Annotated in this window: 18 protein-coding genes and 2 pseudogenes; 4 read left to right on the top strand and 16 right to left on the bottom strand. The window is 63.5% G+C overall.

What is annotated here, in order from left to right; genetic code table 11:
- Positions 1–140: 140 nt before the first annotated feature.
- The 8 genes and pseudogenes from G6N53_RS05960 to G6N53_RS05925 all read right to left on the bottom strand — a co-directional run bounded on the left by G6N53_RS05960 (position 141) and on the right by G6N53_RS05925 (position 8,597).
- Entirely contained in the window at positions 141–809 is a 669-nt protein-coding gene (locus G6N53_RS05960; RefSeq protein WP_163887650.1) for a transglutaminase-like domain-containing protein, read from the bottom strand.
- Positions 806–1,906, bottom strand: coding sequence for a BtrH N-terminal domain-containing protein (locus G6N53_RS05955; protein WP_163887649.1), 1,101 nt, complete (start codon positions 1,904–1,906; stop codon positions 806–808). The genes G6N53_RS05960 and G6N53_RS05955 overlap by 4 nt, the downstream gene beginning before the upstream one ends.
- 271 nt (positions 1,907–2,177) lie before the next feature.
- A pseudogene (locus tag G6N53_RS05950) lies at positions 2,178–3,283 on the bottom strand (NDMA-dependent alcohol dehydrogenase).
- A 46-nt stretch (positions 3,284–3,329) separates the two neighbouring features.
- Positions 3,330–4,953 (bottom strand): annotated as a pseudogene (locus G6N53_RS05945) (fatty acid--CoA ligase).
- Positions 4,954–4,989: 36 nt separating this feature from the next.
- Entirely contained in the window at positions 4,990–5,400 is a 411-nt protein-coding gene (locus G6N53_RS05940; RefSeq protein WP_163887643.1) for an SCP2 sterol-binding domain-containing protein, read from the bottom strand.
- 263 nt (positions 5,401–5,663) lie between these two features.
- Positions 5,664–6,866, bottom strand: a complete 1,203-nt coding sequence (locus tag G6N53_RS05935) for an NAD(P)/FAD-dependent oxidoreductase (RefSeq protein ID WP_163887648.1) — start codon at positions 6,864–6,866, stop codon at positions 5,664–5,666.
- Positions 6,863–8,251 (bottom strand): cytochrome P450, encoded by a 1,389-nt coding sequence (locus G6N53_RS05930; protein ID WP_163887647.1) that lies wholly within the window; start codon positions 8,249–8,251, stop codon positions 6,863–6,865. The genes G6N53_RS05935 and G6N53_RS05930 overlap by 4 nt, the downstream gene beginning before the upstream one ends.
- A 25-nt stretch (positions 8,252–8,276) precedes the next feature.
- Positions 8,277–8,597 carry a 2Fe-2S iron-sulfur cluster-binding protein gene (locus tag G6N53_RS05925; protein WP_163887646.1) on the bottom strand — a complete coding sequence of 107 codons (321 nt, stop codon included), beginning with the start codon at positions 8,595–8,597 and terminating at the stop codon, positions 8,277–8,279.
- Between the two features lie 116 nt (positions 8,598–8,713).
- Between G6N53_RS05925 and G6N53_RS05920 the strand changes: the two genes are divergently transcribed.
- A complete protein-coding gene (locus G6N53_RS05920) occupies positions 8,714–9,727 on the top strand; it encodes a helix-turn-helix domain-containing protein (RefSeq protein WP_163887645.1) in 1,014 nt (337 codons plus the stop codon).
- An 81-nt stretch (positions 9,728–9,808) separates the two neighbouring features.
- On the opposite strand, the gene G6N53_RS05915 is transcribed toward G6N53_RS05920, so the two are convergent.
- The 7 genes from G6N53_RS05915 to G6N53_RS05885 form a co-directional block, all read right to left on the bottom strand.
- Complete coding sequence (locus G6N53_RS05915) at positions 9,809–10,915, bottom strand: NDMA-dependent alcohol dehydrogenase (RefSeq protein ID WP_163887644.1); 1,107 nt, start codon at positions 10,913–10,915, stop codon at positions 9,809–9,811.
- 46 nt (positions 10,916–10,961) lie between these two features.
- Positions 10,962–12,590, bottom strand: a complete 1,629-nt coding sequence (locus G6N53_RS05910; RefSeq protein WP_205390306.1) for a fatty acid--CoA ligase — start codon at positions 12,588–12,590, stop codon at positions 10,962–10,964.
- A 36-nt stretch (positions 12,591–12,626) separates the two neighbouring features.
- Positions 12,627–13,037: an SCP2 sterol-binding domain-containing protein gene (locus tag G6N53_RS05905; protein WP_163887643.1), complete on the bottom strand. Its 411-nt coding sequence runs from the start codon at positions 13,035–13,037 to the stop codon at positions 12,627–12,629.
- 202 nt (positions 13,038–13,239) lie between these two features.
- Positions 13,240–13,560, bottom strand: a complete 321-nt coding sequence (locus G6N53_RS05900) for a 2Fe-2S iron-sulfur cluster-binding protein (protein ID WP_105387444.1) — start codon at positions 13,558–13,560, stop codon at positions 13,240–13,242.
- 82 nt (positions 13,561–13,642) lie between these two features.
- On the bottom strand, positions 13,643–14,863 hold the full coding sequence (locus G6N53_RS05895; protein ID WP_163887642.1) for an NAD(P)/FAD-dependent oxidoreductase: 1,221 nt from the start codon (positions 14,861–14,863) through the stop codon (positions 13,643–13,645).
- A 28-nt stretch (positions 14,864–14,891) separates the two neighbouring features.
- The gene (locus G6N53_RS05890; protein WP_105387442.1) at positions 14,892–16,157 is read right to left on the bottom strand and encodes a cytochrome P450; all 1,266 of its coding nucleotides are present in this window, start codon (positions 16,155–16,157) and stop codon (positions 14,892–14,894) included.
- A 258-nt stretch (positions 16,158–16,415) separates the two neighbouring features.
- Entirely contained in the window at positions 16,416–17,702 is a 1,287-nt protein-coding gene (locus G6N53_RS05885; protein WP_163887641.1) for a sensor histidine kinase, read from the bottom strand.
- A gap of 74 nt (positions 17,703–17,776) precedes the next feature.
- On the opposite strand from G6N53_RS05885, the gene G6N53_RS05880 reads away from it, so the two are divergent.
- The 3 genes from G6N53_RS05880 (at position 17,777) to G6N53_RS05870 (ending at position 21,452) form a co-directional block, all read left to right on the top strand.
- Positions 17,777–18,442, top strand: coding sequence for a response regulator transcription factor (locus G6N53_RS05880; RefSeq protein WP_105387440.1), 666 nt, complete (start codon positions 17,777–17,779; stop codon positions 18,440–18,442).
- Positions 18,443–18,682: 240 nt separating this feature from the next.
- Entirely contained in the window at positions 18,683–20,191 is a 1,509-nt protein-coding gene (locus tag G6N53_RS05875; protein ID WP_163887640.1) for a carboxylesterase/lipase family protein, read from the top strand.
- 115 nt (positions 20,192–20,306) lie between these two features.
- Positions 20,307–21,452, top strand: coding sequence for an acyl-CoA dehydrogenase family protein (locus tag G6N53_RS05870; RefSeq protein WP_163887639.1), 1,146 nt, complete (start codon positions 20,307–20,309; stop codon positions 21,450–21,452).
- 39 nt (positions 21,453–21,491) lie between these two features.
- Here G6N53_RS05870 and G6N53_RS05865 read toward each other — a convergent pair whose 3' ends face one another.
- Positions 21,492–22,412: an LLM class flavin-dependent oxidoreductase gene (locus G6N53_RS05865; protein ID WP_163887638.1), complete on the bottom strand. Its 921-nt coding sequence runs from the start codon at positions 22,410–22,412 to the stop codon at positions 21,492–21,494.
- Between the last annotated feature and the right edge of the window lie 123 nt (positions 22,413–22,535).

Genomic DNA, 22,535 nt, shown 5'->3' with positions numbered 1-22,535 from the left:
CCGAGATCATCGCTGCGGCACACCTTCCAGTTCGGTCACTGTCGGCCATTTAGTCCTGCCCGTAACCCCGCCGAATGCAAAGGAAATCATAGCCGACCAGATCGCGATCACAGTTGTGCCGGCACACAGTCCGCAACACCTCACAACCCCCGGGAGAAGGCGTCACGCTCGGCTTCGGCGCCAGCCATGAGCGGGCCGTACCGGTGATGCAACTCTGTAACGATATCGGTGAAGGGAAGATCGTGGTACCAACCGCGGTCGTTGAGATACTCCATGTGTTGGCTTCCCCCACCGTCGTACGCATGCAGAAGCGCATCGGTGTGGCCGTCGAAGTCGATCGGAGGTACACCGAATCGCGCGCAGAGCTCGGCGTTGAACGCCGGCGTAGCCTTCAGCCAGCGGTCGTTGAGTTGTAATTCGCTATATCCGTGGTAGACGAACACGTCTGTGCCTCCCATCCGGGCACGCAATGTGGCGGTCTGCAGATGATTGCGCACATCCGCGAATCCGAGCCGGGCGGGAATGCCTGCGGCACGAGCTGCCGCGGTGAGCAGCACCGCCTTCGGTACGCAATACGCCCTCGACGCTGTCGCTACATAGCTAGCCCGATAATGCTCGGGGTCGTCGTCGGTGCTATATGGGTCATACCAAATCCTGTCCCGAACAGCGGTGAAGATCAATCTCGCCTTCTGCACAGGGTCACGCACGTCACCGACGGCGTTCTCGGTGAAGCGCTGTACATCGTCATGCTGCCAATCGAGGAAACCAGTTGTCTCGAGGAAACTCGATTCGCTTGAAGTGTCACTCACAAAGAGCCTTTCAGATGAGCCTCGATGCGGGTATCGACAGTGCCAACGGATCGACTGGCCGTTTCGAGGGCTTCGACGAGGCGCGTTTCGGCGTCCGGGATCGTCGCAGCGATTGTGGCCGCAGCTTGACTACGACTCCGTAGCGATGTATCGGCATCCGTGGCGGCGGCCGCAAGCTCAGACCACGCTTGGGAAGCGTGTAGTGCCGCGGCCGCCGCTTCGGCTGCGGCGGCGTCATCTAGGAGATCGGAGATGTCCTGGCAACCTTGTGCCTGCAGCATACGAAAGAGCCCGCCACCGGTACCGGCTTTCTCGATGAACGCCCCGAGACCGAACAATGCCGCGGCCAGGGCATCGTCGTCGAACAGCGTCGGCCAATACCGTACGTCATCGGCGAAGTCCTGCACACCCTTCAAACCGGAAGACTCGACTTCAGCTTCCTCGATGCGCAGTAGCGGCGCACTTACGGCACCGCCACGCATGAGCGCTGCGCTCGCGGCTAGAGCAGTGGCTGCAATCAGCTTAAGGTCGGGCACTCGCTCCGGCCAGTCGACGTGATATGTGGTGTGCCGGGTAGGCATAGGAAACCCTACCGAGGACCGCGCCCGGCGCAGATCGTCATAGGCCACCGTTTGGGTGGTCTCACGGTCATTATCGACTACATAGGCAACCCGTTTTTCGTCATCGTATCCGGTGATGACGATGTCGTGACGGCTCATGTGCAATCGGACGCGCAGGTAAGGAAGTTCGCCGATGTCAGCCCACACCATGACAGGTCGGCCCTTGTCGACTTCGTCGGTCACAAATGACCATCCCACGTCTGGGTCATCGGTCGATCGCACGACGAAGTTTGCCCCAACCCGGGAGAGGTAATTTTGTTCCAGCTCGCTTCCTCGTCCTACCAGGTATATCTGGGGAAACAACTGCGTAGAGCGGACGTACGAGAAGTCCAAGGCTCCGCCGAGGGTGAATACCAATCCTTCACTGAGTGCTTCTGTCCCCCATCCTAGTTGGGCCCATTCAGTAAGGTCACGCAGCGCACCGGAACCACAGTGCCCTCCCTTCCTATGGGGATAGGGAATTTGAATCCTCGTCATCGCCGCCTCCTCTCTTATCCAATAGCACTGTTAAGACTCATCGAAAGCTACGTTCCATCAAGGCGTCGCGGCTGGCGGTAGGTGCCAGAACTGGTCGACCGCAGCCAATCTCACCCGCGCAGCTCGACCGCCTATGACTATGGGACACATTGCTTTCGATCGCTATCCCGCATCGAAGCGTCAACGGTGAGAGCCCCTGACCCGCAGCATCGCCATCGTTGTACTGAGCTCGCTTGGTGCCGTTTTGCGCTTCCCTGCTTTGGGTGCTCTGTCAGAAGCGGATGAGTCCTCGGATGTTGCGGCCTGATCGCATGTCGGCGTAGCCCTCGTTGATCTGATCGAGGGTGTACTCACGGGTGATCAGCTCGTCGAGTTTGAGTTGTCCGGAGTTGTAGAGTTCGACGAGCCGCGGGATGTCGTGGGCGGCGTTCGACGAGCCGTACAGCGCGCCGCGGATCTGCTTTTCATAGAGCGTCAACTCCAGCAGTGAACCCGACATCGAGGTCTCTTCGGGTGCCCGATCGCGGTAACGACCACACGGCCGCGTTTACCGACCAATGACAGCGCCTCGCCGATGTAGGACCGCTCGGCGACATCGGTGGTCAACACGCACACATCAGCGAGCTTGCCGCGGGTGATGTCGCTGATCAGTGACCAGGCCTCATCGATGGTGGCAACGGCATGCGTCGCACCGAAACCGGCAGCTTGCTCACGCTTGAACGCCACCGGATCGACGGCCACGATGGTCAACGCGCCCGCGATGCGGGCGCCCTGAATCGCATTCATGCCGATGCCGCCAGCGCCGATCACGACCACGGTGTCCCCGGCACGCACCTCACCGGTGCGCACCGCCGACCCGTACCCGGTCGTCACACCACACCCGATCAACGCCGCCTTGTCCAGCGGTGTCCCCTGGTCGATTTTGACCAGAGACGCCTTGGGGACCACGGTGTATTCCGAGAACGTGCCCAGCAGGCACATCTGGCCGACGTCCTCACCGCGGGCATGGAAACGGTAAGTCCCGTCGATCTGGGGTCCCATCATGAGCGCCGCACCCAAGTCGCACATGTTGCCCATCCCCCGCGCGCAATAGGAACAGTGCCCACACGACGGCAGGAACGTCAGGATCACCGAATCGCCCTCGGCGACGTTCTCGACACCCGCACCCACTTCGACCACGGTGCCGGCACCCTCGTGGCCACCGACGACGGGCAGCGGAATGGGCAGATCACCGGTCACGAGGTGCTCATCTGAATGGCACAACCCGGTCGCGGTCAACCGGACCAGCACCTCATCGGGGCCGGGCGGATCCAACTCGACCTCCTCGACCTCCCACTTCTCTCCCAGGCCCCAGAGCACTGCAGCGCGTGTCTTCATATGTGTCTCCTTAACGTCGATGTTTCGGTCGCAGTGGATTGATGATTCACGCCAGTGTCTCGACGGTGAGGTCACCGTCGGCGTACTGGCGGCGCAGCTTCTTCTTGTCGAACTTGCCGGTGGAGGTCAGCGGAATGTCGGTGACGAACGCCCACCGTTCCGGTAGCCACCACTTGGCCACCCGCGGACGGAGGAACTCGGTCAATTCCGCGGCGGTGGCGGTGCGGTCGGCAGCCAGGACGACCACCGCCAGCGGCCGTTCCTGCCACTTGTCATCGGGAACCCCGATCACGGTGGCGGTGCGCACCGCAGGGTGAGCGGCCAACTCGTTCTCCAGCTCCACCGAGGAGATCCATTCGCCCCGGACTTGATGACGTCCTTGGAACGGTCGGTCAGCGTGATGAACGCATCCGGGCTGATCGTCCCGACGTCTCCGGTGCGCAACCACCCGTCCGGCGACACCGCCGAAGTGTCATGCTCGTAATACGACCCGGTGATCCACGGGCCGCGGATCTGAATCTCCCCCACCGACTTTCCGTCCCAGGGCTGCTCGGCGCCGGCGTCGTCGACGATGCGGGCCTGCACACCGGCCACCACCCGGCCCTGGGTTCCGCGCAGGTAAAGGGACCTCTCCGGGGTGTCGCTGTTCCGCGGCAATGCGACCGCGGCCAGCGGGGACGTCTCGGTCATCCCCCAGGCCTGCACAATGCGGACGCCCAGCTCGTCATAGGCGGTCATCAACGACCGCGGAACCGCCGAACCACCGCACGCCACCAACTTCAGCGAACTCACATCGTGGCCGGGATTGTCGCGCAGATAGTGCAGAACGTCGGTCCAGATCGTCGGAACAGCGCCCGCCATCGTCGGCCGGACCGCCTCGATCATCTCCACCAAAGGCCCGCCTGCAGAAAACGGTCAGGCAGCAGAAGCTGCGCCCCCGCCATCATCGCCGCGTACGGCAACCCCCACGCGTTGGCGTGGAACATCGGAACGATCGCCAACACCGTGTCGTCATGACCGACGCCCAACGCATTCGAGGTGCACGCCGCCTGAGAGTGCAACCACGTCGAACGATGACTGTAGACAACACCCTTCGGGTGCCCGGTGGTACCGCTGGTGTAGCACATCGCGGCGGCCGACCGCTCGTCGACGTCGGGCCAGTCGAACGTGCTCGGCTGGGCGGCCACTACATCATCGTAACGAAGGACGTCCTTTCCGCACCCCTGGACCGCGGCAAGGTCACCCGTGCCGGTCACCAACACCGTGCGCACCGAGGTCATCGACGGCAACGCCGCCGCCAACAGGCCCAGCACCGTACCGTCGGCGATGATCACCCGATCCTCGGCATGATTGGCGATCCACGTCAGCTGTTCCGGCGGCAGCCGCAGATTCAACGTGTGCAGCACCGCGCCCATCGACGGCACCGCCGCGTAAGCATCCAGATGCTCCTGGTTGCTCCACTGCAGCGTCGCGACACGCTCATCTCCACGAATGCCGATCTCGCGCAACGCATTCGCCAGCCGTGCCGCGCGCTCCCCCACCTCGCGGTAGGACACCCGAGAGATCTGTCCGGCCCGCGCGGTCAGCACATAGCGATCACCATGGATCGTCGAGGCATGGCGCACGATCCCGGCCACCGTCAACGGAACATCCTGCATGGTGCTCTTCATCGCACGCCCGTCCTGCAGCCCACCGTGAAGCGCCGGTCACACATCGATGAGGTCCTGCCGATTCTCGTTCTGCAACAGCAACCGGTACTCCGGGAACAGGTTCTTGGCCTGCGGGATCATTTTGATCAACTTCGCCGCCGGACCCTTCGCGCGCACCGTTCCCTTGGCCATCGCCATCGTCAGGTTCACCTTCCCCAACCAGAACTTGTTCCCGGTGTCCGCCGACATGAACAGCTCGACATTGGGCACCGCGGTACTGCCCGCTCCCGTCTGCACCACCTTGTTCGGCATGTCCACCGTCACCACTGCGTCCGGATCGGTGTAATGCACCCGCAACACCACACCCGAATTCACGAGCTTATCCGCCAGCCCCTCCTTCTCCAGGCCCCGCCGAAAGATCCCACCCAAAAAGGCATAGACCTCGTCCTCGTCCTTGAATACCGCCATCATCAACCTCCACCAACCTCGTTGTCAGAAACGAACACCCGCGAGCATCGACTTCAGACGATGCTCTCTCCGGAAATAGTCTTACGCTTGTTGGCGACCTCCATTAGCTCCTGCTGCGCTGCGGTAGTACCACCAAGGTGACCACGGCATCCGCTAATTATCCCCTTTGCCAGCGGAGTTGGATGGCGGTTGTCACTTGCGTTCCTCTCCGAGACACGCGTTGCAATCGCCGTACCGTCCCATAGCTCCACGCCACCATCACCTCAGGCCTGGCCGGCGAGCGCCAGTTCGGCCCGTCCGATGGGGACTTGCTGCGTGATGACCCGTTTGCTGAACATGAAGTCTCGCGGGCGGTTGACGCAGTCCGCGGCAATGAGCTCGCCGGCACGGAGGTAGAAGCAGGTGAAGTCGCGGTCCCTGGTCGGGTCGCCGCTGAGGATGACTTCGTCGTACCCGGTGTTGAGACCGGCGATCTGGAGCTTGAGGTCGTATTGATCTGACCAGAACCATGGAAGCGCTGATATCTTCTTGGACTTCCCGCAGACGGTCGCCGCGGCGACTTTGGCCTGCTCGGCCGCGCTGGGCACGGACTCCAGGCGTATGCGACGGCCGTAACGGGCCATGTCGTGGCTGGCGCAGTCCCCGGCGGCCACGATGGCGGGGTCGCTGGTCCGGGCCTGGTCGTCGATCACGACGCCGTTGTCGACGACCAAGCCCGCGGCGGCGGCGAGCTCGGTGTTGGGCTCAACGCCGATGCCGATAATGACGAGGTCGGCAGGAATCGATTCGCCACCGGCCAGGATTACTTCGCGGATCCTGCCGTCGCCAGACATTGCCTTGACCAGCGCGCCCGTCCGGATGTTGACGCCCTCCTCGCGGTGGATCCGGTCGAAGAACGCCGATACCTCGGGCGCGGTGACCCGTTCGAGGACGCGCTCGGTCGCCTCGATCACGGTGACCTCCAGACCCAGTGCACGCAACGAGGCGGCCGTCTCCAGTCCGATGTAGCCGCCGCCGACGATCACAGCCCGACTCCCGGGGCTGGTGGCCTCGCGGATCATCTCGACGTCCGCGGCGGTGCGTAGGTAGAAGACTCCGGCCAGGTCGGCTCCCGGGGTAGGGAGCCGACGAGGGCGGGCGCCAGTGCACAGCGCGAGCTTGTCGTAGGGCAAAGCGTCGCCGGTGTTCAGCGAAAGGTGACCCGCCGAGCGGTCGATCGCCTCCACCGTCGCATCCAGGAGTTGGATTCGCTGCTTGGTGTAGAACTCGGCGTTGCGGATCGCGAGCTCGTCGACTGTGCACTTCCCGGCCAGATATGCCTTCGACAGCGGAGGGCGTTGGTAGGGCAGCGCCGACTCGTCGCCGATGAGGACGATCTCACCGGTCCACCCTTCCTGGCGCAGACTGGCCGCGAGTTGGGCTCCGGCATGGCTGGCCCCGACGATGAGCGTCCGCTCCAACGTCATGTGGCGGATTTCGGGGTGAGTCGGACCATCATCTTGCTGATACCCCTCACGAAGTTGGACTGCACGTACTCGGGTTCGCCGACGACCTCGATGTTGTCGAAACGAGGAAGCAACTCCTCCCAGAGAATCCGCAGCTGCAGCTCGGCCAGCCGGTTCCCCATACAGCGGTGGATGCCAAAGCCGAAGGAGATGTGGTTGCGGGCGTTGGCCCGGTCGATGATCAAGTCGTCGGGTCGATCGAACACGCGCTCGTCGCGGTTGCCCGACGCGTACCACATCACGACCTTGTCGCCCTTGCGAATGAACTGCCCGTTCAGCATAGTGTCCGCCTTGGCGATCCGGCGCATATAGGCCAACGGTGTCTGCCACCGGATGACCTCCGAGACCATGTTGGGGATCAGGTCGGGGTTTGCCTTCAGCTTCTCGAACTGATCTGGGTACCGGTTCAACGCGAGAACACCGCCGCTCATCGAGTTCCGGGTGGTGTCGTTGCCTCCGACGATCAGCAGCACAAGGTTGCCCAAGAACTCCATCGGTCGTTTGATCAGATCCTTGGTGCTCTCGTTGCTCTGCAGCATGGTGATCAGATCGAAGCCGGGTTCCTCTCCGGCAGCTGTCCGGGCCGCCTTGTCGTGCCAGTGCTCGCTGAGACCTTGCGCCATGTCGCGCATGCCTGCGAACGTCTCGTCAAGGTCCGAGGGACCGCCATTGGCTTGCTCCATCGAGGTTGCCAGATCTGACCACTCGACGAGTTTGTGACGCTGCTCGTACGGGAAGTCCAGGAGGGTTGCAAGCATCCGCGCGGTCAACTCGATCGAGACATTCTGCACCCAGTCGAACGGCCGATCCACGGGCAGGTTGTCCAGCACCTCCTGCACGCGTGATCGAATCAGACCCTCCATCTCACGCAGATTCTTGGGCGCGACCACCCCTTGGACAGCGGCCCGCTGCCTGTCGTGGCGTGGCGGATCCATCGCGATGAACATCGCGACATCAAGGAAACGAGGCGGGGCCCCGATGATGATGAAGGGCTCGGAGGAGAAGACCTCATGGTTCTTCTCGACGGCCACGATGTCGGCATGCCGCATGACGGACCAGAACGGACCGAACGGACTGTTGGGCTGATAGTGGACCGGAGCTTCGTTGCGCAGGCGCTCGTAGTATGACTGCCAGCGCCCCTGACGATAGAGGAAAGGGTTGCTGAGGTCGATGTCGGCGAGTTCTACGTCCTCGACCGGTGGGATGGGGCTCTCGGCGAAGAGCCTTTTCCCGTTCGTTCCGGTCACCAAACGCCGGGTCTTGTCATACAGGTGTGCGCCTTGAATCTGCAGGTCCATCGGGATGGTCGCCTGCACTTTCTCGGTGATTGCTTCAGAAACCTTCATTACGTCTTATCCGTCTCTCTCGTCGCTACAGTTGGAACTCGGGCAGATGGACGATCAAGCCGTCCCACGCCTCAGAGACCTGCATCTGGCAGGACAGCCGGGAGGTCGGCTGACGCTCGGGGTTCATCGCGAGCATCTCTTCTTCAACGGCGCCGGAGAGGCCGACCCGATCGGACCACTGCGGGTCGACGATCACATGGCAGGTCCCGCACGCAGCTTCGCCTCCGCAGTCGCCGTCGATGCCGGGCACTACGTTGTTTTTCGCGACCCGCATCAGTGACTGACCTTCCTCGAGAGGCGCCTCGTACTTCTCGCCGTCGTGGGAGATAAATGTGACAACTGCCATAGCCAGCTCCTTGCGTGTCCTCAGTTACTTGACACCAGTCTTGCGCAGGATGAGCGCTGCGGCTATGTTCCCCGGAGTCAGAAACTTGTGAATTCGGCTCAAAGGGACCATGGTCAGTGAACCTCAATGACGCGGGTGTGCCTCCACTCGCATTCGTGCAAATGCTCGAGAGCCCGGCATTCGACCCAGACGCCGTCGCGCGGCTTCGCAACATCATGGCTCGCGAAGGAACCGACGAGGCGACGCTGATTGAGCGTGATGTCCAGGCCCCGTTACGGTGGTTTCGGGAGGTCTACCCCGATCTCGACGTCGACCAGGCAACCCTGCTCGGCTTCGCGTTCGCCGGACAGGCCCAGTTGACATCCTTCGGCCCGTTGAGCGTTCCGCTGGTCAGCGCGGGCTCGGTAGCCGAGATCGTGGAGCTGCTCACCTATCTGCCGTTGATCTCGACAGCTGTGACTCCACAGTTCCATCCCGGTTACCGCGGCCTCACTGTCGGGTTCACCGGGCACACCGGCGATCCGGCCCTGGACTGCCTGGCCGTCACCTACAGCGGGTCGGCGTTGTTGCGACTACTGGATATGCTCGTCGGTGACGCGTCGACCGTCACACTTCACCTGAGTTGGCCGGCGCCCGTCGCCCTGGCCGATCGGGAGAACGACCTGGCGCACGCCGGGCGCCTGTTCTTCGACGCTCCGATGTCCTTCCTCCATGTTCCCGCGGACACGCTCAACGAGGTGTGCCGGTTCTCCGATCCCGTCGCGTATCGACTCGCCATCGTCGATCTGCAGCGAATTCTCGACCAGCGCAGCGAAACCACGTCGTTCTCGGAGAAGGTGAGACAGTTGCTGCAGAAGGATCCCGGACAGCGAAGTAACCATTGGTTCGCACATGAGCTGTCGATATCCACCAGCACACTCAAACGGCGCCTCTCCGAGGAGGGGACCACCTTTCGCGAGTTGCGCCAGTCATTCCTGCGCGAGCGCGCGATGCTGCAGCTACTCGACCGCTCAATGTCGGTGAGTGAGATCGCCACGGATCTCGGATATAGCAACCTCGCCAACTTCTCACACGCCTTCAAGCGATGGACCGGCCGCGCTCCGCGCGAGTTCCGGCTCTCACCACATTGAGCTGTCCCAGCGAGTCCTGAGCTTCCCAACCTTGGCAGCGTCTTTATGTAGCGTCGCCTCCCTCCGGTTTCGGCTGCTGCATCAGAAGCGGATGAGTCCTCGGATGTTGCGGCCTGATCGCATGTCGGCGTAGCCCTCGTTGATCTGATCGAGGGTGTACTCACGGGTGATCAGCTCGTCGAGTTTGAGTTGTCCGGAGTTGTAGAGTTCGACGAGCCGCGGGATGTCGTGGGCGGCGTTCGACGAGCCGTACAGCGCGCCGCGGATCTGCTTTTCATAGAGCGTCAACTCCAGCAGTGAACCCGACATCGAGGTCTCTTCGGGGTGCCCGATCGCGGTAACGACCACACGGCCGCGTTTACCGACCAATGACAGCGCCTCGCCGATGTAGGACCGCTCGGCGACATCGGTGGTCAACACGCACACATCAGCGAGCTTGCCGCGGGTGATGTCGCTGATCAGTGACCAGGCCTCATCGATGGTGGCAACGGCATGCGTCGCACCGAAACCGGCAGCTTGCTCACGCTTGAACGCCACCGGATCGACGGCCACGATGGTCAACGCGCCCGCGATGCGGGCGCCCTGAATCGCATTCATGCCGATGCCGCCAGCGCCGATCACGACCACGGTGTCCCCGGCACGCACCTCACCGGTGCGCACCGCCGACCCGTACCCGGTCGTCACACCACACCCGATCAACGCCGCCTTGTCCAGCGGTGTCCCCTGGTCGATTTTGACCAGAGACGCCTTGGGGACCACGGTGTATTCCGAGAACGTGCCCAGCAGGCACATCTGGCCGACGTCCTCACCGCGGGCATGGAAACGGTAAGTCCCGTCGATCTGGGGTCCCATCATGAGCGCCGCACCCAAGTCGCACATGTTGCCCATCCCCCGCGCGCAATAGGAACAGTGCCCACACGACGGCAGGAACGTCAGGATCACCGAATCGCCCTCGGCGACGTTCTCGACACCCGCACCCACTTCGACCACGGTGCCGGCACCCTCGTGGCCACCGACGACGGGCAGCGGAATGGGCAGATCACCGGTCACGAGGTGCTCATCTGAATGGCACAACCCGGTCGCGGTCAACCGGACCAGCACCTCATCGGGGCCGGGCGGATCCAACTCGACCTCCTCGACCTCCCACTTCTCTCCCAGGCCCCAGAGCACTGCAGCGCGTGTCTTCATATGTGTCTCCTTAACGTCGATGTTTCGGTCGCAGTGGATTGATGATTCACGCCAGTGTCTCGACGGTGAGGTCACCGTCGGCGTACTGGCGGCGCAGCTTCTTCTTGTCGAACTTGCCGGTGGAGGTCAGCGGAATGTCGGTGACGAACGCCCACCGTTCCGGTAGCCACCACTTGGCCACCCGCGGACGGAGGAACTCGGTCAATTCCGCGGCGGTGGCGGTGCGGTCGGCAGCCAGGACGACCACCGCCAGCGGCCGTTCCTGCCACTTGTCATCGGGAACCCCGATCACGGTGGCGGTGCGCACCGCAGGGTGAGCGGCCAACTCGTTCTCCAGCTCCACCGAGGAGATCCATTCGCCCCCGGACTTGATGACGTCCTTGGAACGGTCGGTCAGCGTGATGAACGCATCCGGGCTGATCGTCCCGACGTCTCCGGTGCGCAACCACCCGTCCGGCGACACCGCCGAAGTGTCATGCTCGTAATACGACCCGGTGATCCACGGGCCGCGGATCTGAATCTCCCCCACCGACTTTCCGTCCCAGGGCTGCTCGGCGCCGGCGTCGTCGACGATGCGGGCCTGCACACCGGCCACCACCCGGCCCTGGGTTCCGCGCAGGTAAAGGGACCTCTCCGGGGTGTCGCTGTTCCGCGGCAATGCGACCGCGGCCAGCGGGGACGTCTCGGTCATCCCCCAGGCCTGCACAATGCGGACGCCCAGCTCGTCATAGGCGGTCATCAACGACCGCGGAACCGCCGAACCACCGCACGCCACCAACTTCAGCGAACTCACATCGTGGCCGGGATTGTCGCGCAGATAGTGCAGAACGTCGGTCCAGATCGTCGGAACAGCGCCCGCCATCGTCGGCCGGACCGCCTCGATCATCTCCACCAAAGGCCCCGCCTGCAGAAAACGGTCAGGCAGCAGAAGCTGCGCCCCCGCCATCATCGCCGCGTACGGCAACCCCCACGCGTTGGCGTGGAACATCGGAACGATCGCCAACACCGTGTCGTCATGACCGACGCCCAACGCATTCGAGGTGCACGCCGCCTGAGAGTGCAACCACGTCGAACGATGACTGTAGACAACACCCTTCGGGTGCCCGGTGGTACCGCTGGTGTAGCACATCGCGGCGGCCGACCGCTCGTCGACGTCGGGCCAGTCGAACGTGCTCGGCTGGGCGGCCACTACATCGTCGTAACGAAGGACGTCCTTTCCGCACCCCTGGACCGCGGCAAGGTCACCCGTGCCGGTCACCAACACCGTGCGCACCGAGGTCATCGACGGCAACGCCGCCGCCAACAGGCCCAGCACCGTACCGTCGGCGATGATCACCCGATCCTCGGCATGATTGGCGATCCACGTCAGCTGTTCCGGCGGCAGCCGCAGATTCAACGTGTGCAGCACCGCGCCCATCGACGGCACCGCCGCGTAAGCATCCAGATGCTCCTGGTTGCTCCACTGCAGCGTCGCGACACGCTCATCTCCACGAATGCCGATCTCGCGCAACGCATTCGCCAGCCGTGCCGCGCGCTCCCCCACCTCGCGGTAGGACACCCGAGAGATCTGTCCGGGCCCCCGCGCGGTCAGCACATAGCGATCACCATGGATCGTCGAGGCATGGCGCACGATCCCGGCCACCGTCAACGGAACATCCTGCATGGTGCTCTTCATCGCACGCCCGTCCTGCAGCCCACCGTGAAGCGCCGGTCACACATCGATGAGGTCCTGCCGATTCTCGTTCTGCAACAGCAACCGGTACTCCGGGAACAGGTTCTTGGCCTGCGGGATCATTTTGATCAACTTCGCCGCCGGACCCTTCGCGCGCACCGTTCCCTTGGCCATCGCCATCGTCAGGTTCACCTTCCCCAACCAGAACTTGTTCCCGGTGTCCGCCGACATGAACAGCTCGACATTGGGCACCGCGGTACTGCCCGCTCCCGTCTGCACCACCTTGTTCGGCATGTCCACCGTCACCACTGCGTCCGGATCGGTGTAATGCACCCGCAACACCACACCCGAATTCACGAGCTTATCCGCCAGCCCCTCCTTCTCCAGGCCCCGCCGAAAGATCCCACCCAAAAAGGCATAGACCTCGTCCTCGTCCTTGAACACCGCCATCATCAACCTCCACCAACCTCGTTGTCACAAATGAACAACCGCGCGCGAACAGTCACGCTCAATCGAGGCTCATCGCCCCCGTCGGGCCCGCCATTACGACATCTTCGACCCACGCCCGCCGCTCATCTGCCGCTTCGCGCCGACGACGCAATCCGGTGCTGTTAACCGCACCTCACCACTGCGCCGGCCCAAGTCCACCTAATCAGTGCTGAGCAACTGGAGTGCTGACCACGATGCCGTCGAGAGCTGGGCCGATCTTGATCTGGCAGCCCAGCCGAGACGTCTCGTCGGCGCCTTCGCAGAATTCCAGCATGGACTTTTCGGTGGGCTCTATCGGCGGTAGTTTGTCGAGCCAGTCGGCTTCGACGTGCACGTGGCAGGTGGCGCAGGCACACGCACCGCCGCAGTCACCGTCGATGCCCGGCACCAGGTTCGATACTGCGGTTTCCATCAGAGACTCGCCGTCCATCCCATCGACGGTTCTGGATGCTCCGTTGTGGTCTACGTAGGTGATCTTGGTCATTTCAGTCCTTTGCAGTGAGGGCGACTACGGTCGCCGGTGTGGGTTGGATAGTGGAAAAAGTGCAGCACCCAGTCGAGCGGGACTATCGAGAGGCCAGCGCCTGGGCCGGGATGCGATCATCGGCAAGTCTTTCTACGTCAATGACGGCGCGCTCGGCGATCAGCGATTTGGCCGCCATGAACTCGACCGGCCGGTTGATCGCATCCACGGCCAGCATTCGCCCGTCGCGCAAGTAAAACGCTGCGAACGATCTGGTGTCGGGGTCGCCACGAATGACTACCTGGTCATAACCGCGGTTCAGGCCAGCGGTCTGCAACTTCAGATCGTACTGATCCGACCAGAACCAGGGCACTTGCCGATAGGGTTTGGCGCTACCGCAGATCGCCGCGGCGGCGGTCTTCGCCTGCTCGATCGCGTTGTGCACCGACTCCAGCCGCAGTCGGCAGCCGTAGACCTCGCTGGGGTGCTGTGTGCAGTCACCTGCAGCGTAAATACCCGGCTCCGAGGTCTGACAGAACTCGTCGACGGCGATACCGTTGTCGCACGTCACACCCGCAGCCGAGGCTAACTCGACATTCGGGAGCAGTCCGATACCTGCGATAACCAGATCGGCGGCGAAGCTCTCACCGTCGGCGGTCAGGACCCGCGCCGCAGACCCGACTTGCTCGATGCCCGTCACCGTCGCCGCGCATCGAATCGTGACCCCGGCGCGGCGATGCTCGGCTTCGAAGAACTGGGCCACGTCCGGACAGGTGACCCTGGCCAGCACCGTGGGCTCGGCCTCCACGACGGTCACCAGCAATCCCAGCTGCGCCGCGACGGCGGCAATCTCGAGACCGATGTAGCCCCCGCCAATCAGCACCAGCCGCGCCCCGGGCCGCAACTTCGCACGGATGCCCTCGACGTCGGCCACGGTGCGCAGGTAATGCAGTATCGGAGAATCCGCGCCAGCGCAGGACAAGGGGCGGGGCCGGCCACCGGTAGCCAGCACCAGGCGATCGAACTCGAGTTCGCGTCCATCGTCGAGCGTCACCTGCCGCTGGCTGGCATCCATCCCGGTGACGCAGACCCCGAGCATCACGTCGACCCGAGCCTTCTCATAGAACGCCGGTGGCCGCAGAAACAGTCGCTCCACCGGTAGGCTGCCGGCCAGGAATGCCTTCGACAACGGGGGCCGGTGATAGGGCAACATCGAGTCCGCGCCGATGAGAATGATCCGTCCGTCGAATCCGTTTGACCGCAGGCTGGTCACTGCCTGCCCGCCGGCTTGACCGCCGCCGACGACGAGGACGGTTTGGCTCATTTGGCGTCATCTCCTCGAACTCGCCGCATCAGACGTTGATGCGCACGGGCAGGGACTCGTAGCCTTTGATGAACGGCGACGTCACCCGGGTGGGGGCTCCAACGACCTCGAGCTGCATCGGTTTGGGCCAACGCTTGAGAAGCTCCTCCCACACGATTCTCAGCTGCAACTCGGCCAGGCGGTTGCCGACACAGCGGTGGATCCCGAACCCGAATGACAGGTGATGGCGCGGCCGGGCACGATCGATGATGAAGGCATCCGGATTCTCGATGGCCTCCGGATCGCGGTTACCCGACACATACCACATGACGACCTTGTCGCCCTTGCGGATCGACTTCCCCCCGAGCTCGGTGTCGGTCAAAGCGGTGCGGCGCATGTGCGACAGCGGAGTCTGCCAACGGATGATCTCGGGCACCATGGAACTGACCAGGGCAGGGTTGCTGCACAGTTTGCGATACTCATCTGGGAACTCGTTGAGAGCTACGACGCCGCCCGTCATCGAATTGCGGGTGGTGTCGTTACCGCCGACGATCAGCAGCAGGATGTTGCCCAGGAACTCTTCCGGTGTTTGGTTTCGGGTTGCCGGCGAATGCGCCATCATCGAGATGAGGTCGTTACGCGGTTCGGCGTTGACGCGGTCGTTCCACAGCCCTGTCATGTAAGCGGCGCACTCGAGCAATTCGCTCATCCGCTGTTCCTCGGACTCGATCAAGCCGGCACCGGGAATGGCCGTCGTCACATCCGACCAACGTGTCAACTTGGCGCGGTCCTCCCAGGGAAAGTCGAACAAGGTCGCCAACATTTGTGTGGTCAAGTTGATCGAGACATTCTGGACCCAGTCGAAGGTCTCGTTGAGAGGCAAACCGTCAAGCAAACTCGCGGTGCGCTCACGGATGACTAGCTCCATCTTGGCGAGGTTCTCCGGTGCCACGATCGGACTGACCGCCAGGCGCTGCGCATCGTGTTTGGGTGGGTCCATCGCGATGAACATCGGCAGGCTGGCCGCCGCGTTGTCGTCCATGATGGTGATGCCGCCGAACTTCGCCTCGGAGGAAAAGATCTCGGGTGAGGTATCTACCTGCATGATGTCCGCGAACTTGGTAATGGACCAATATGGGCCGAACATGCTGTCCTTGCAGAAGTGGACCGGATCCTCTTCCCGTAGACGCTTGAAATACGGTTGCCACGTGTAATTTCGGTACAGTTCCGGATCGCTGACATCGATGTCCTCCAGAGCGACCGCATGAGCGGCTTCCGAATCGGGTCCGCTAACGGCCACAGAAGTCTTGTTCACTGTTGCTCCTCAATGTCGATGACCCGGCCCACACAGAGGCGACGAACGCTGTGGCGGGTCTCACCGGCGTTCCACCGTTTGGGTACGTGGGATTTTTCATCGTTCGCGTTGCCCACATTTGTGTTCTGTGCTGCATCTAGCCTGCACAAGTGACCCGGTTCACTGCGCGGGGCATCCGTGCCAACTCTGGCCCATGCGGGCCAACCGCGTCTCGTGCGCATACCGTCGCACCGCAGCCAATGAAAAACCATCGCAGAATCAGCTGAGAGGAATTACCACCCGGGCTAGCAGGCCGCCCCCCTCACGAGGCTCAAGCGAAAATGTGCCGCCCAGCGCACTCACTAGCTGCTCTACGATCCACAGCCCCAAGCCCTCAACCGGGGCGCGCTCGTCGGAGCTGGCGCGCCCAAGGATTGCCGACGTGTGCTTGGCGGTCAGCAGTCCAGGGCCGCGATCGCCCACTTCCAGCGTCAGCGAGGACCGAGTGCAGACAATGCGAAGATCGACCACACGGCTGCTCCCGTGACGGTGGGCGTTTTCGAGCAAGTTCGTCATGATTCGGCGCACGCGGTGCTCGTCGCAGTAGATCAGCGCACCCGACGGCTCGAGGGAGACTGTGCTGTGCTCAGCGGGTATACCCGCTGAGGTCAATGATGCTTGCGCCAGGTCCTGCACGAAGGTCCGGCGGATTCTCGGGATTCCCCGCGGATTCCCTGTCTCAATAGCGAGGTCAGCGAGGCCGTCGAGCATGTCCGTTAGGTGGCGAGCGTGCGCCGCCACCAAGTTGATCGCCTCGTCCCTGCGCTCGGCGTCCAATCGGCCGGGCACAGTCAGTGATCGTGCCAGCGCCGCCAGGGACGACACAGGAGTACGAAACTCATGCAGCAGCACCCGCAGACCTTCTTCACGCAGCCGCTGCACCTCGAGTAGGCGTGCCCGCAGATCCCTTTCCTCGGCAGCCTCGGCATGCTCTGCCATCACCTCGGCCTTGGCGCGCACGGTGCGCTCGTGCTCACGGTCGAGCACGCGTCGCAGAGATCCGGTGAGCACGGCAAAGGCAACGAAATAGCAGCACCACCACAGGGCGACCTCGATCCGGTGATGCAGAGAAATCTCTGGACGGCTCACGGCCAGCGTTACCGCAGCAAACAGCGCGCCCGTGCCAAGAGCCGCGAGCATCGCGGACTTTAAACCCTGCCGAACGGCACTGGCCACCACCGCTAACGGAATCAACGCAACAACCATGCTGGACGCCCCCCCGGTCGCCGCCGTGAGCAACACCGTGAGTGCTACGTCGACGGCCGTCATCCAGCCCTGTGACAGCGGACGACCACGAAGATTTGCGCGGAGTACATAAATCGCGTACACCCCGGCCAACCCGATGAGAATACAACCGAACGTCAAATACGTCCGGTTGACGGGCGTACCAAAGGCAACCAGCAAGGCAAGACTGACGACCACCAGAACTCTTAATACGGCGATGGCCCGTTCGGGTTCGCGCCACTGAACCGCGCCGCCACCGATCGTGGTGAGATTGTTGTTCATTTCGTTACCCAATCCTCCGGCCTCGACACAGCGTTCTAGCACGTGGTATCCACAGCTTCCGCGGAAAGGTAGATATGACGGGATTGACCTCGCGCCCGGCGCCTTTCGTCGTAGTCATCGTGGACGACCACGCCCTTTTTGCACAGGGTTTGCAATTGCTTTTGACCTCCAGGGCCGACAGTCTGTTCCACGTCGCAGCAATAGGCAGCAGCAGCGAGGACGCCGTCCCGTTAGTCGGCAAACACCGCGCAGACATCGCCACAATCGACCTGACCCTGCCACCACGCGGCGGGGTGCACGCCATCACAGCACTACGTGGCGCTTACCCGTCGACGGGTATATTGGCGTTGTCTGGCACCGACGACCTGTCGCTGGCTGAGCGAGCTCTGCGAGCGGGAGCAGACGGATTCCTGCAGAAGACCTCCGACGCAGACGCACTGGTGGCGCCGCTCTTGGTCATCGCCACCGGCATGAAGGTCGTAAACCCCGAGCTGCTGGACCGGCTTCTCGTCAGCAACCACAGTCCAGATGACGAAATACTAGATAATCTCGGCGAGCACCTCATCAAGCTCTGGAGCCTATTGGCGCAGGGGCTGGAGATCAACGCAATCGCTGCTCGAATGCACGTTAGCGAGCGAACCACCAAGAGAATGGTCGCAAGCTTGATTCAGAAGATCGGTGCCCGGAACCGGATCGAGGCCGCCGCGCTGGCCGGGCGCTACGGACTACTCGACCACTGAACCGTGCGCACCGGTGGCAACTGTGGGTGTAGCAGGACCTGCGTAGACACTTCCCGGCACGGGCCAACGGGAGACAGGTCAAATTCCTCCGCTAGCCGATGACCGCAGGCGCGGTGCTGAACCACCCCGAGGAGTCGTCGATGGGCCAGACCCGGCCGCGGGGTCCGCTCTGTCGGACACGACACGTCTCTAAATCACGCCCGGACGCTATTGTGAATGCTCATTCGCTATTGTCGAGAAATGCCAGCGAAGACAGTCCGCACGGAAATCGCCTCGGGCGCCATCGAAGGATTCACGCGGGACGGCGTCAATCGCTGGCGTTCCATTCCTTACGCCAAGCCACCGGTCGGCGCCTTGCGGTTCAAGGCTCCCCAGCCGGTCGAGCCGTGGGATGGCGTTCGACAATGTCACCGATTCCGCTACTGCGCTCCGCAGCCCCGCCGGTACACCATCGTCGGTCCCGGCAAGTTCCAGCCAATGAGCGAGGACTGCCTCACCCTCAACGTCGTTGCCCCCGAGGGCGGCTCGGACCGACCTCTGCCCGTGATGTTCTTCATTCACGGCGGGGCGTACTTCCTCGGTAGTTCCGCGACACCGATCTATGATGGTGCGTCGCTTGCCCGCACCGGTTGCGTGTATGTATCGGCGAACTACCGCCTCGGCGCGCTGGGGGCGGTCGACCTGTCGTCGCTGTCCACGGCAGACATCCGTATTGACGACAACCTCTACTTGCGTGACCTGGTGGCGGCGCTCAGCTGGGTACGCGAAAACATCGCGGCATTCGGCGGCGATCCCGATGACGTGACGATATTCGGAGAGAGCGCGGGCGCGCATGCCGTTACCACATTGTTGGCTGTGCCAGCGGCTAAAGGCCTTTTCGCCCGGGCGATCTCACAAAGTCCGGCCGGCGCGCTATCCCGCTCCAAGGAGTTGGCCGCGGAGTTCGCCGTCAAGTTCGCATCCATTCTCGGCGCTGAGGAGCGGGAGCCCGCCCGCCAACTGCTGGCGGCGCGTCCGGCTCAACTGGTGAAGGCATTCGATCGCCTGCTCACCACCAGCGCATCGGACCTTGCCGGCGGTTACCCGGTGGGATGCACCTTCGGAACCGACTATCTACCGCTCGAGCCCATTCAAGCGATGCGCGAAGGCAAGGCGTACCGTGTGCCGCTGATCGTCGGTACGAACGCCGACGAGGGCCGGTTGTTCACTCGCTTCCTCAAACTCCTTCCGCTGAACGAAGCGAAGATCGAAGCGTTACTGGCGGGGGCGGAACCCACCTATCGCGAGCGTATTACCGCTGCCTACCCCGAGTATCCAGCCCCAGATGCCTGTATCCGGCTGGGGGCCGACTTCACATTCGGATCGACACTGTGGCAGCTCGCGGACTCTCACAGTCGGCACGCCCCCACATATCTGTACCGCTATGACTTCGCCCCGCGAACTCTGCAATGGGCCGGGCTGGGTGCCACCCATGCGACCGAGCTTCTTGCGGTGTTCGACGCTTACCGCACGCCCCTCGGTCGGCTTCTCAGCGCCGGAGCCGATCGCCGCTCGGCCATGCGCGTGAGCGACGACATGCAAGGGCGCTGGGTTGCTTTCGCCCGCACCGGAGTCCCTGGAGACGGCTGGCCGCGCTACACCAGCGACGCCCGTCCGGTGCTGGTCTTCGATCGCGCTTCGCGGATGGAGCACGATCCCCATGCCGACCGCCGGCAAGCATGGGAAGGCTTTCAAGTCCTCGCACGCTGACGAGCGGTGTCCACGAGATCTCTCCCTCTCGGGGATTAGCCTTTGAAACGTCGTCCGCAGGGCTAACTTGATGACATCGTTCCGTCGCCCGAGCAGCGCATCCAGGGAGCCGCACGTGCACTATGCCTTCGACGAAGACCAAGAGGCCTTCCGGCGTGAGGTCGCCACCTTCGCTGAGCGGGTGCTCGCTCCGCACTACCAGGCCGACGACCGGGCCGCGCGGATGCGCCCGGAGCTACCTCGCCAGATGGCGGCGATGGGCTTGACCGGCCTGCGCATTCCGGAGCGTTTCGGTGGCCAGGGGGCCGACGCCGTCACCACCGGCATAGCAGCCGAGGAGATCTCGCGGGCTGACATCAACGCCTGTTACATCCTGCTGATCGCTGCTCTCAACGCCGACATCCTGGTCGGCAATGCCAGCGAGGAGCAACTGGCGCGGTGGTTACCCCCGCTCGCAGATGGCACTGCTCTGTCGGCGCTGGTGCTCACCGAGCCAGAGCACGGGTCCGACGCGGCCAACCTGTCGCTGCGCGCACAACCCGACGGGGCAGGCTGGCGGCTGCTGGGTGAGAAGACGTCGATCTCAATGGGGATGTCGGCCGACACCGGAGTGGTCTTCGCGCGCACCAGAGGGCCCGGGGCCCGCGGGGTCAGCGCGTTCTACGTCGACCTCAACGACGAACGGGTCGCGCGAACCGCGCTCGATGACCACGGCGGCCGGGCCATCGGACGTGCGTCGCTGCATTTCGACGGGGTGAAGGTGGGCCGCGACGAGCTGATCGGGCAGGAGGGCGCCGGATTCGTGTCGGTGATGCAGGGCTTCGACTACTCGCGGGCGGTGATCGGCCTGATGTGCGTCGGCATCGCCCAGGCGGCCCTCGACGACGCACTGCAGTACGCGCGAACGCGGCAGGCTTTCGGTGGTCCGATAGGTCGCCACCAGGGCGTGGCGTTCCCGCTGGTCGAGCAGGCCACCAGGCTGGCCGGGGCGCGTCACATCTGTTACGAGGCGCTGTGGCGAAAGGACCAGGGCTTGGATCACACGGTGGCCGCGAACATGGCGAAGTGGTTCGCGCCCAAGACCGCGGGTGAGGTCGTGCACCAGGCGTTGCTGACCTTCGGCCACGCTGGATGGGGAACCGACAGTCTGCAGGGGCAGCGACTGCGCGACGTGTTGGCATTCGAAATCGCCGATGGAACCGCGCAGGTCGCCAAGTTGGTTGTCGCCCGCCACCTGCTTGGGCGAGAATTCGCTCCGTAGCGACCTGCGAGTTCGGCCTGAGGCGTCGACTCGTCAGACCTACATCGCGAACTTCTCGCGAACCGCGGCGAGGCGCTCGTGCTGCGCCAGGACGTTCGCAGAGGTCGGCAGCATCACGAATGACGCGGCGCCGGCGTCACGGAACTCCGCGAGCATGTCTGCCACTCGGGTTTCGCTTCCGATCACACACCACTTCTCGATTGCTTCGACGGGCATGCCGTACTGACCTGCGACGAATCGTTGAAGCTCGGCACGACCCGCTTCCACGTCATCGGTGACGTGCACGAACGACAACATCACCGTCGTGCACACCGGCCTGCGGAACTCCTCGGCATGCGCCCGCAGATCCTCCACCGCCGCACGCACTCGACGGGGACTCAGCCACACCGCGAGCCAGCCTTGGGCGAGCCGAGCAGCGCGCCGCACCGCGTGTGTGGATCGGCCGCCGACCACCAGCGGTGGGCGAGAGGATGGCACCGGCTCCAGCTTGGGGGAACGCACCGGAAGCAATGGACCCGGGTGGTCCACAGTTTCTCCGCGCAGTAGCGCATCGAGGACCACCATGGCCTCGTCGAGCCTGCGACCACGCTGCGCGACGGGATACCCGGCGGCCTCGAACTCCGCTGGGTTCTCCCCACCTGCGCCGACGCCCACGATCAGGCGTTCGGGCGCGAGCGCCGCGACCGTCCCGAGCTGCTTGGCTGTCCATACCGGATTGCGCATCGGTAGGAGCAGCACACCGGTGCCCAGCACCAGCCGTCGAGTGACGGCAGCGACGGCCGCGAGTGCCCCGCACGGTTCCAGCACCGGCGGGTGGAAGCTCAGATGATCGCCGACCCAACCTGAGTCGAACCCGAGGTCTTCAGCGAGGCGGGCGGCGGCCAATAGCGGCGGAGCGCCAAGCCGGAAGGGATCGAAACTGGGCAGCATCACGCCGAACCCGGCGTCTTTCACGTTCACCGGCGAATGCATGAGGCGCTCGCCATGTCGGTTCTCCTGCGATCGGCACGGCGCCCTACGCGATTCGCCGGCCGCCCACTGCGAAGCGGCGAGTCGTCCGCCGAAATGTCATGCGGTCCTTGG

Origin of the sequence: Mycolicibacterium hippocampi, from assembly GCF_010723735.1 — a bacterium.
Taxonomy (GTDB): Bacteria; Actinomycetota; Actinomycetes; order Mycobacteriales; family Mycobacteriaceae; genus Mycobacterium; species Mycobacterium hippocampi.
This window is presented reverse-complemented; position numbering and strand designations above follow the sequence as displayed.

Bases quoted from the DNA above. Each gene is read 5' to 3' on its own strand.
- G6N53_RS05930 (WP_163887647.1), bottom strand. From the start codon at position 8,251: ATGAAGGTTTCTGAAGCAATCACCGAGAAAGTGCAGGCGACCATCCCG.
- G6N53_RS05910 (WP_205390306.1), bottom strand. From the start codon at position 12,590: ATGAAGAGCACCATGCAGGATGTTCCGTTGACGGTGGCCGGGATCGTG.
- G6N53_RS05935 (WP_163887648.1), bottom strand. From the start codon at position 6,866: ATGACGTTGGAGCGGACGCTCATCGTCGGGGCCAGCCATGCCGGAGCC.
- G6N53_RS05940 (WP_163887643.1), bottom strand. From the start codon at position 5,400: ATGGCGGTATTCAAGGACGAGGACGAGGTCTATGCCTTTTTGGGTGGG.
- G6N53_RS05885 (WP_163887641.1), bottom strand. From the start codon at position 17,702: ATGAACAACAATCTCACCACGATCGGTGGCGGCGCGGTTCAGTGGCGC.
- G6N53_RS05905 (WP_163887643.1), bottom strand. From the start codon at position 13,037: ATGGCGGTGTTCAAGGACGAGGACGAGGTCTATGCCTTTTTGGGTGGG.
- G6N53_RS05880 (WP_105387440.1), top strand. From the start codon at position 17,777: ATGACGGGATTGACCTCGCGCCCGGCGCCTTTCGTCGTAGTCATCGTG.
- G6N53_RS05875 (WP_163887640.1), top strand. From the start codon at position 18,683: ATGCCAGCGAAGACAGTCCGCACGGAAATCGCCTCGGGCGCCATCGAA.
- G6N53_RS05925 (WP_163887646.1), bottom strand. From the start codon at position 8,597: ATGGCAGTTGTCACATTTATCTCCCACGACGGCGAGAAGTACGAGGCG.
- G6N53_RS05900 (WP_105387444.1), bottom strand. From the start codon at position 13,560: ATGACCAAGATCACCTACGTAGACCACAACGGAGCATCCAGAACCGTC.
- G6N53_RS05955 (WP_163887649.1), bottom strand. From the start codon at position 1,906: ATGACGAGGATTCAAATTCCCTATCCCCATAGGAAGGGAGGGCACTGT.
- G6N53_RS05915 (WP_163887644.1), bottom strand. From the start codon at position 10,915: ATGAAGACACGCGCTGCAGTGCTCTGGGGCCTGGGAGAGAAGTGGGAG.
- G6N53_RS05895 (WP_163887642.1), bottom strand. From the start codon at position 14,863: ATGAGCCAAACCGTCCTCGTCGTCGGCGGCGGTCAAGCCGGCGGGCAG.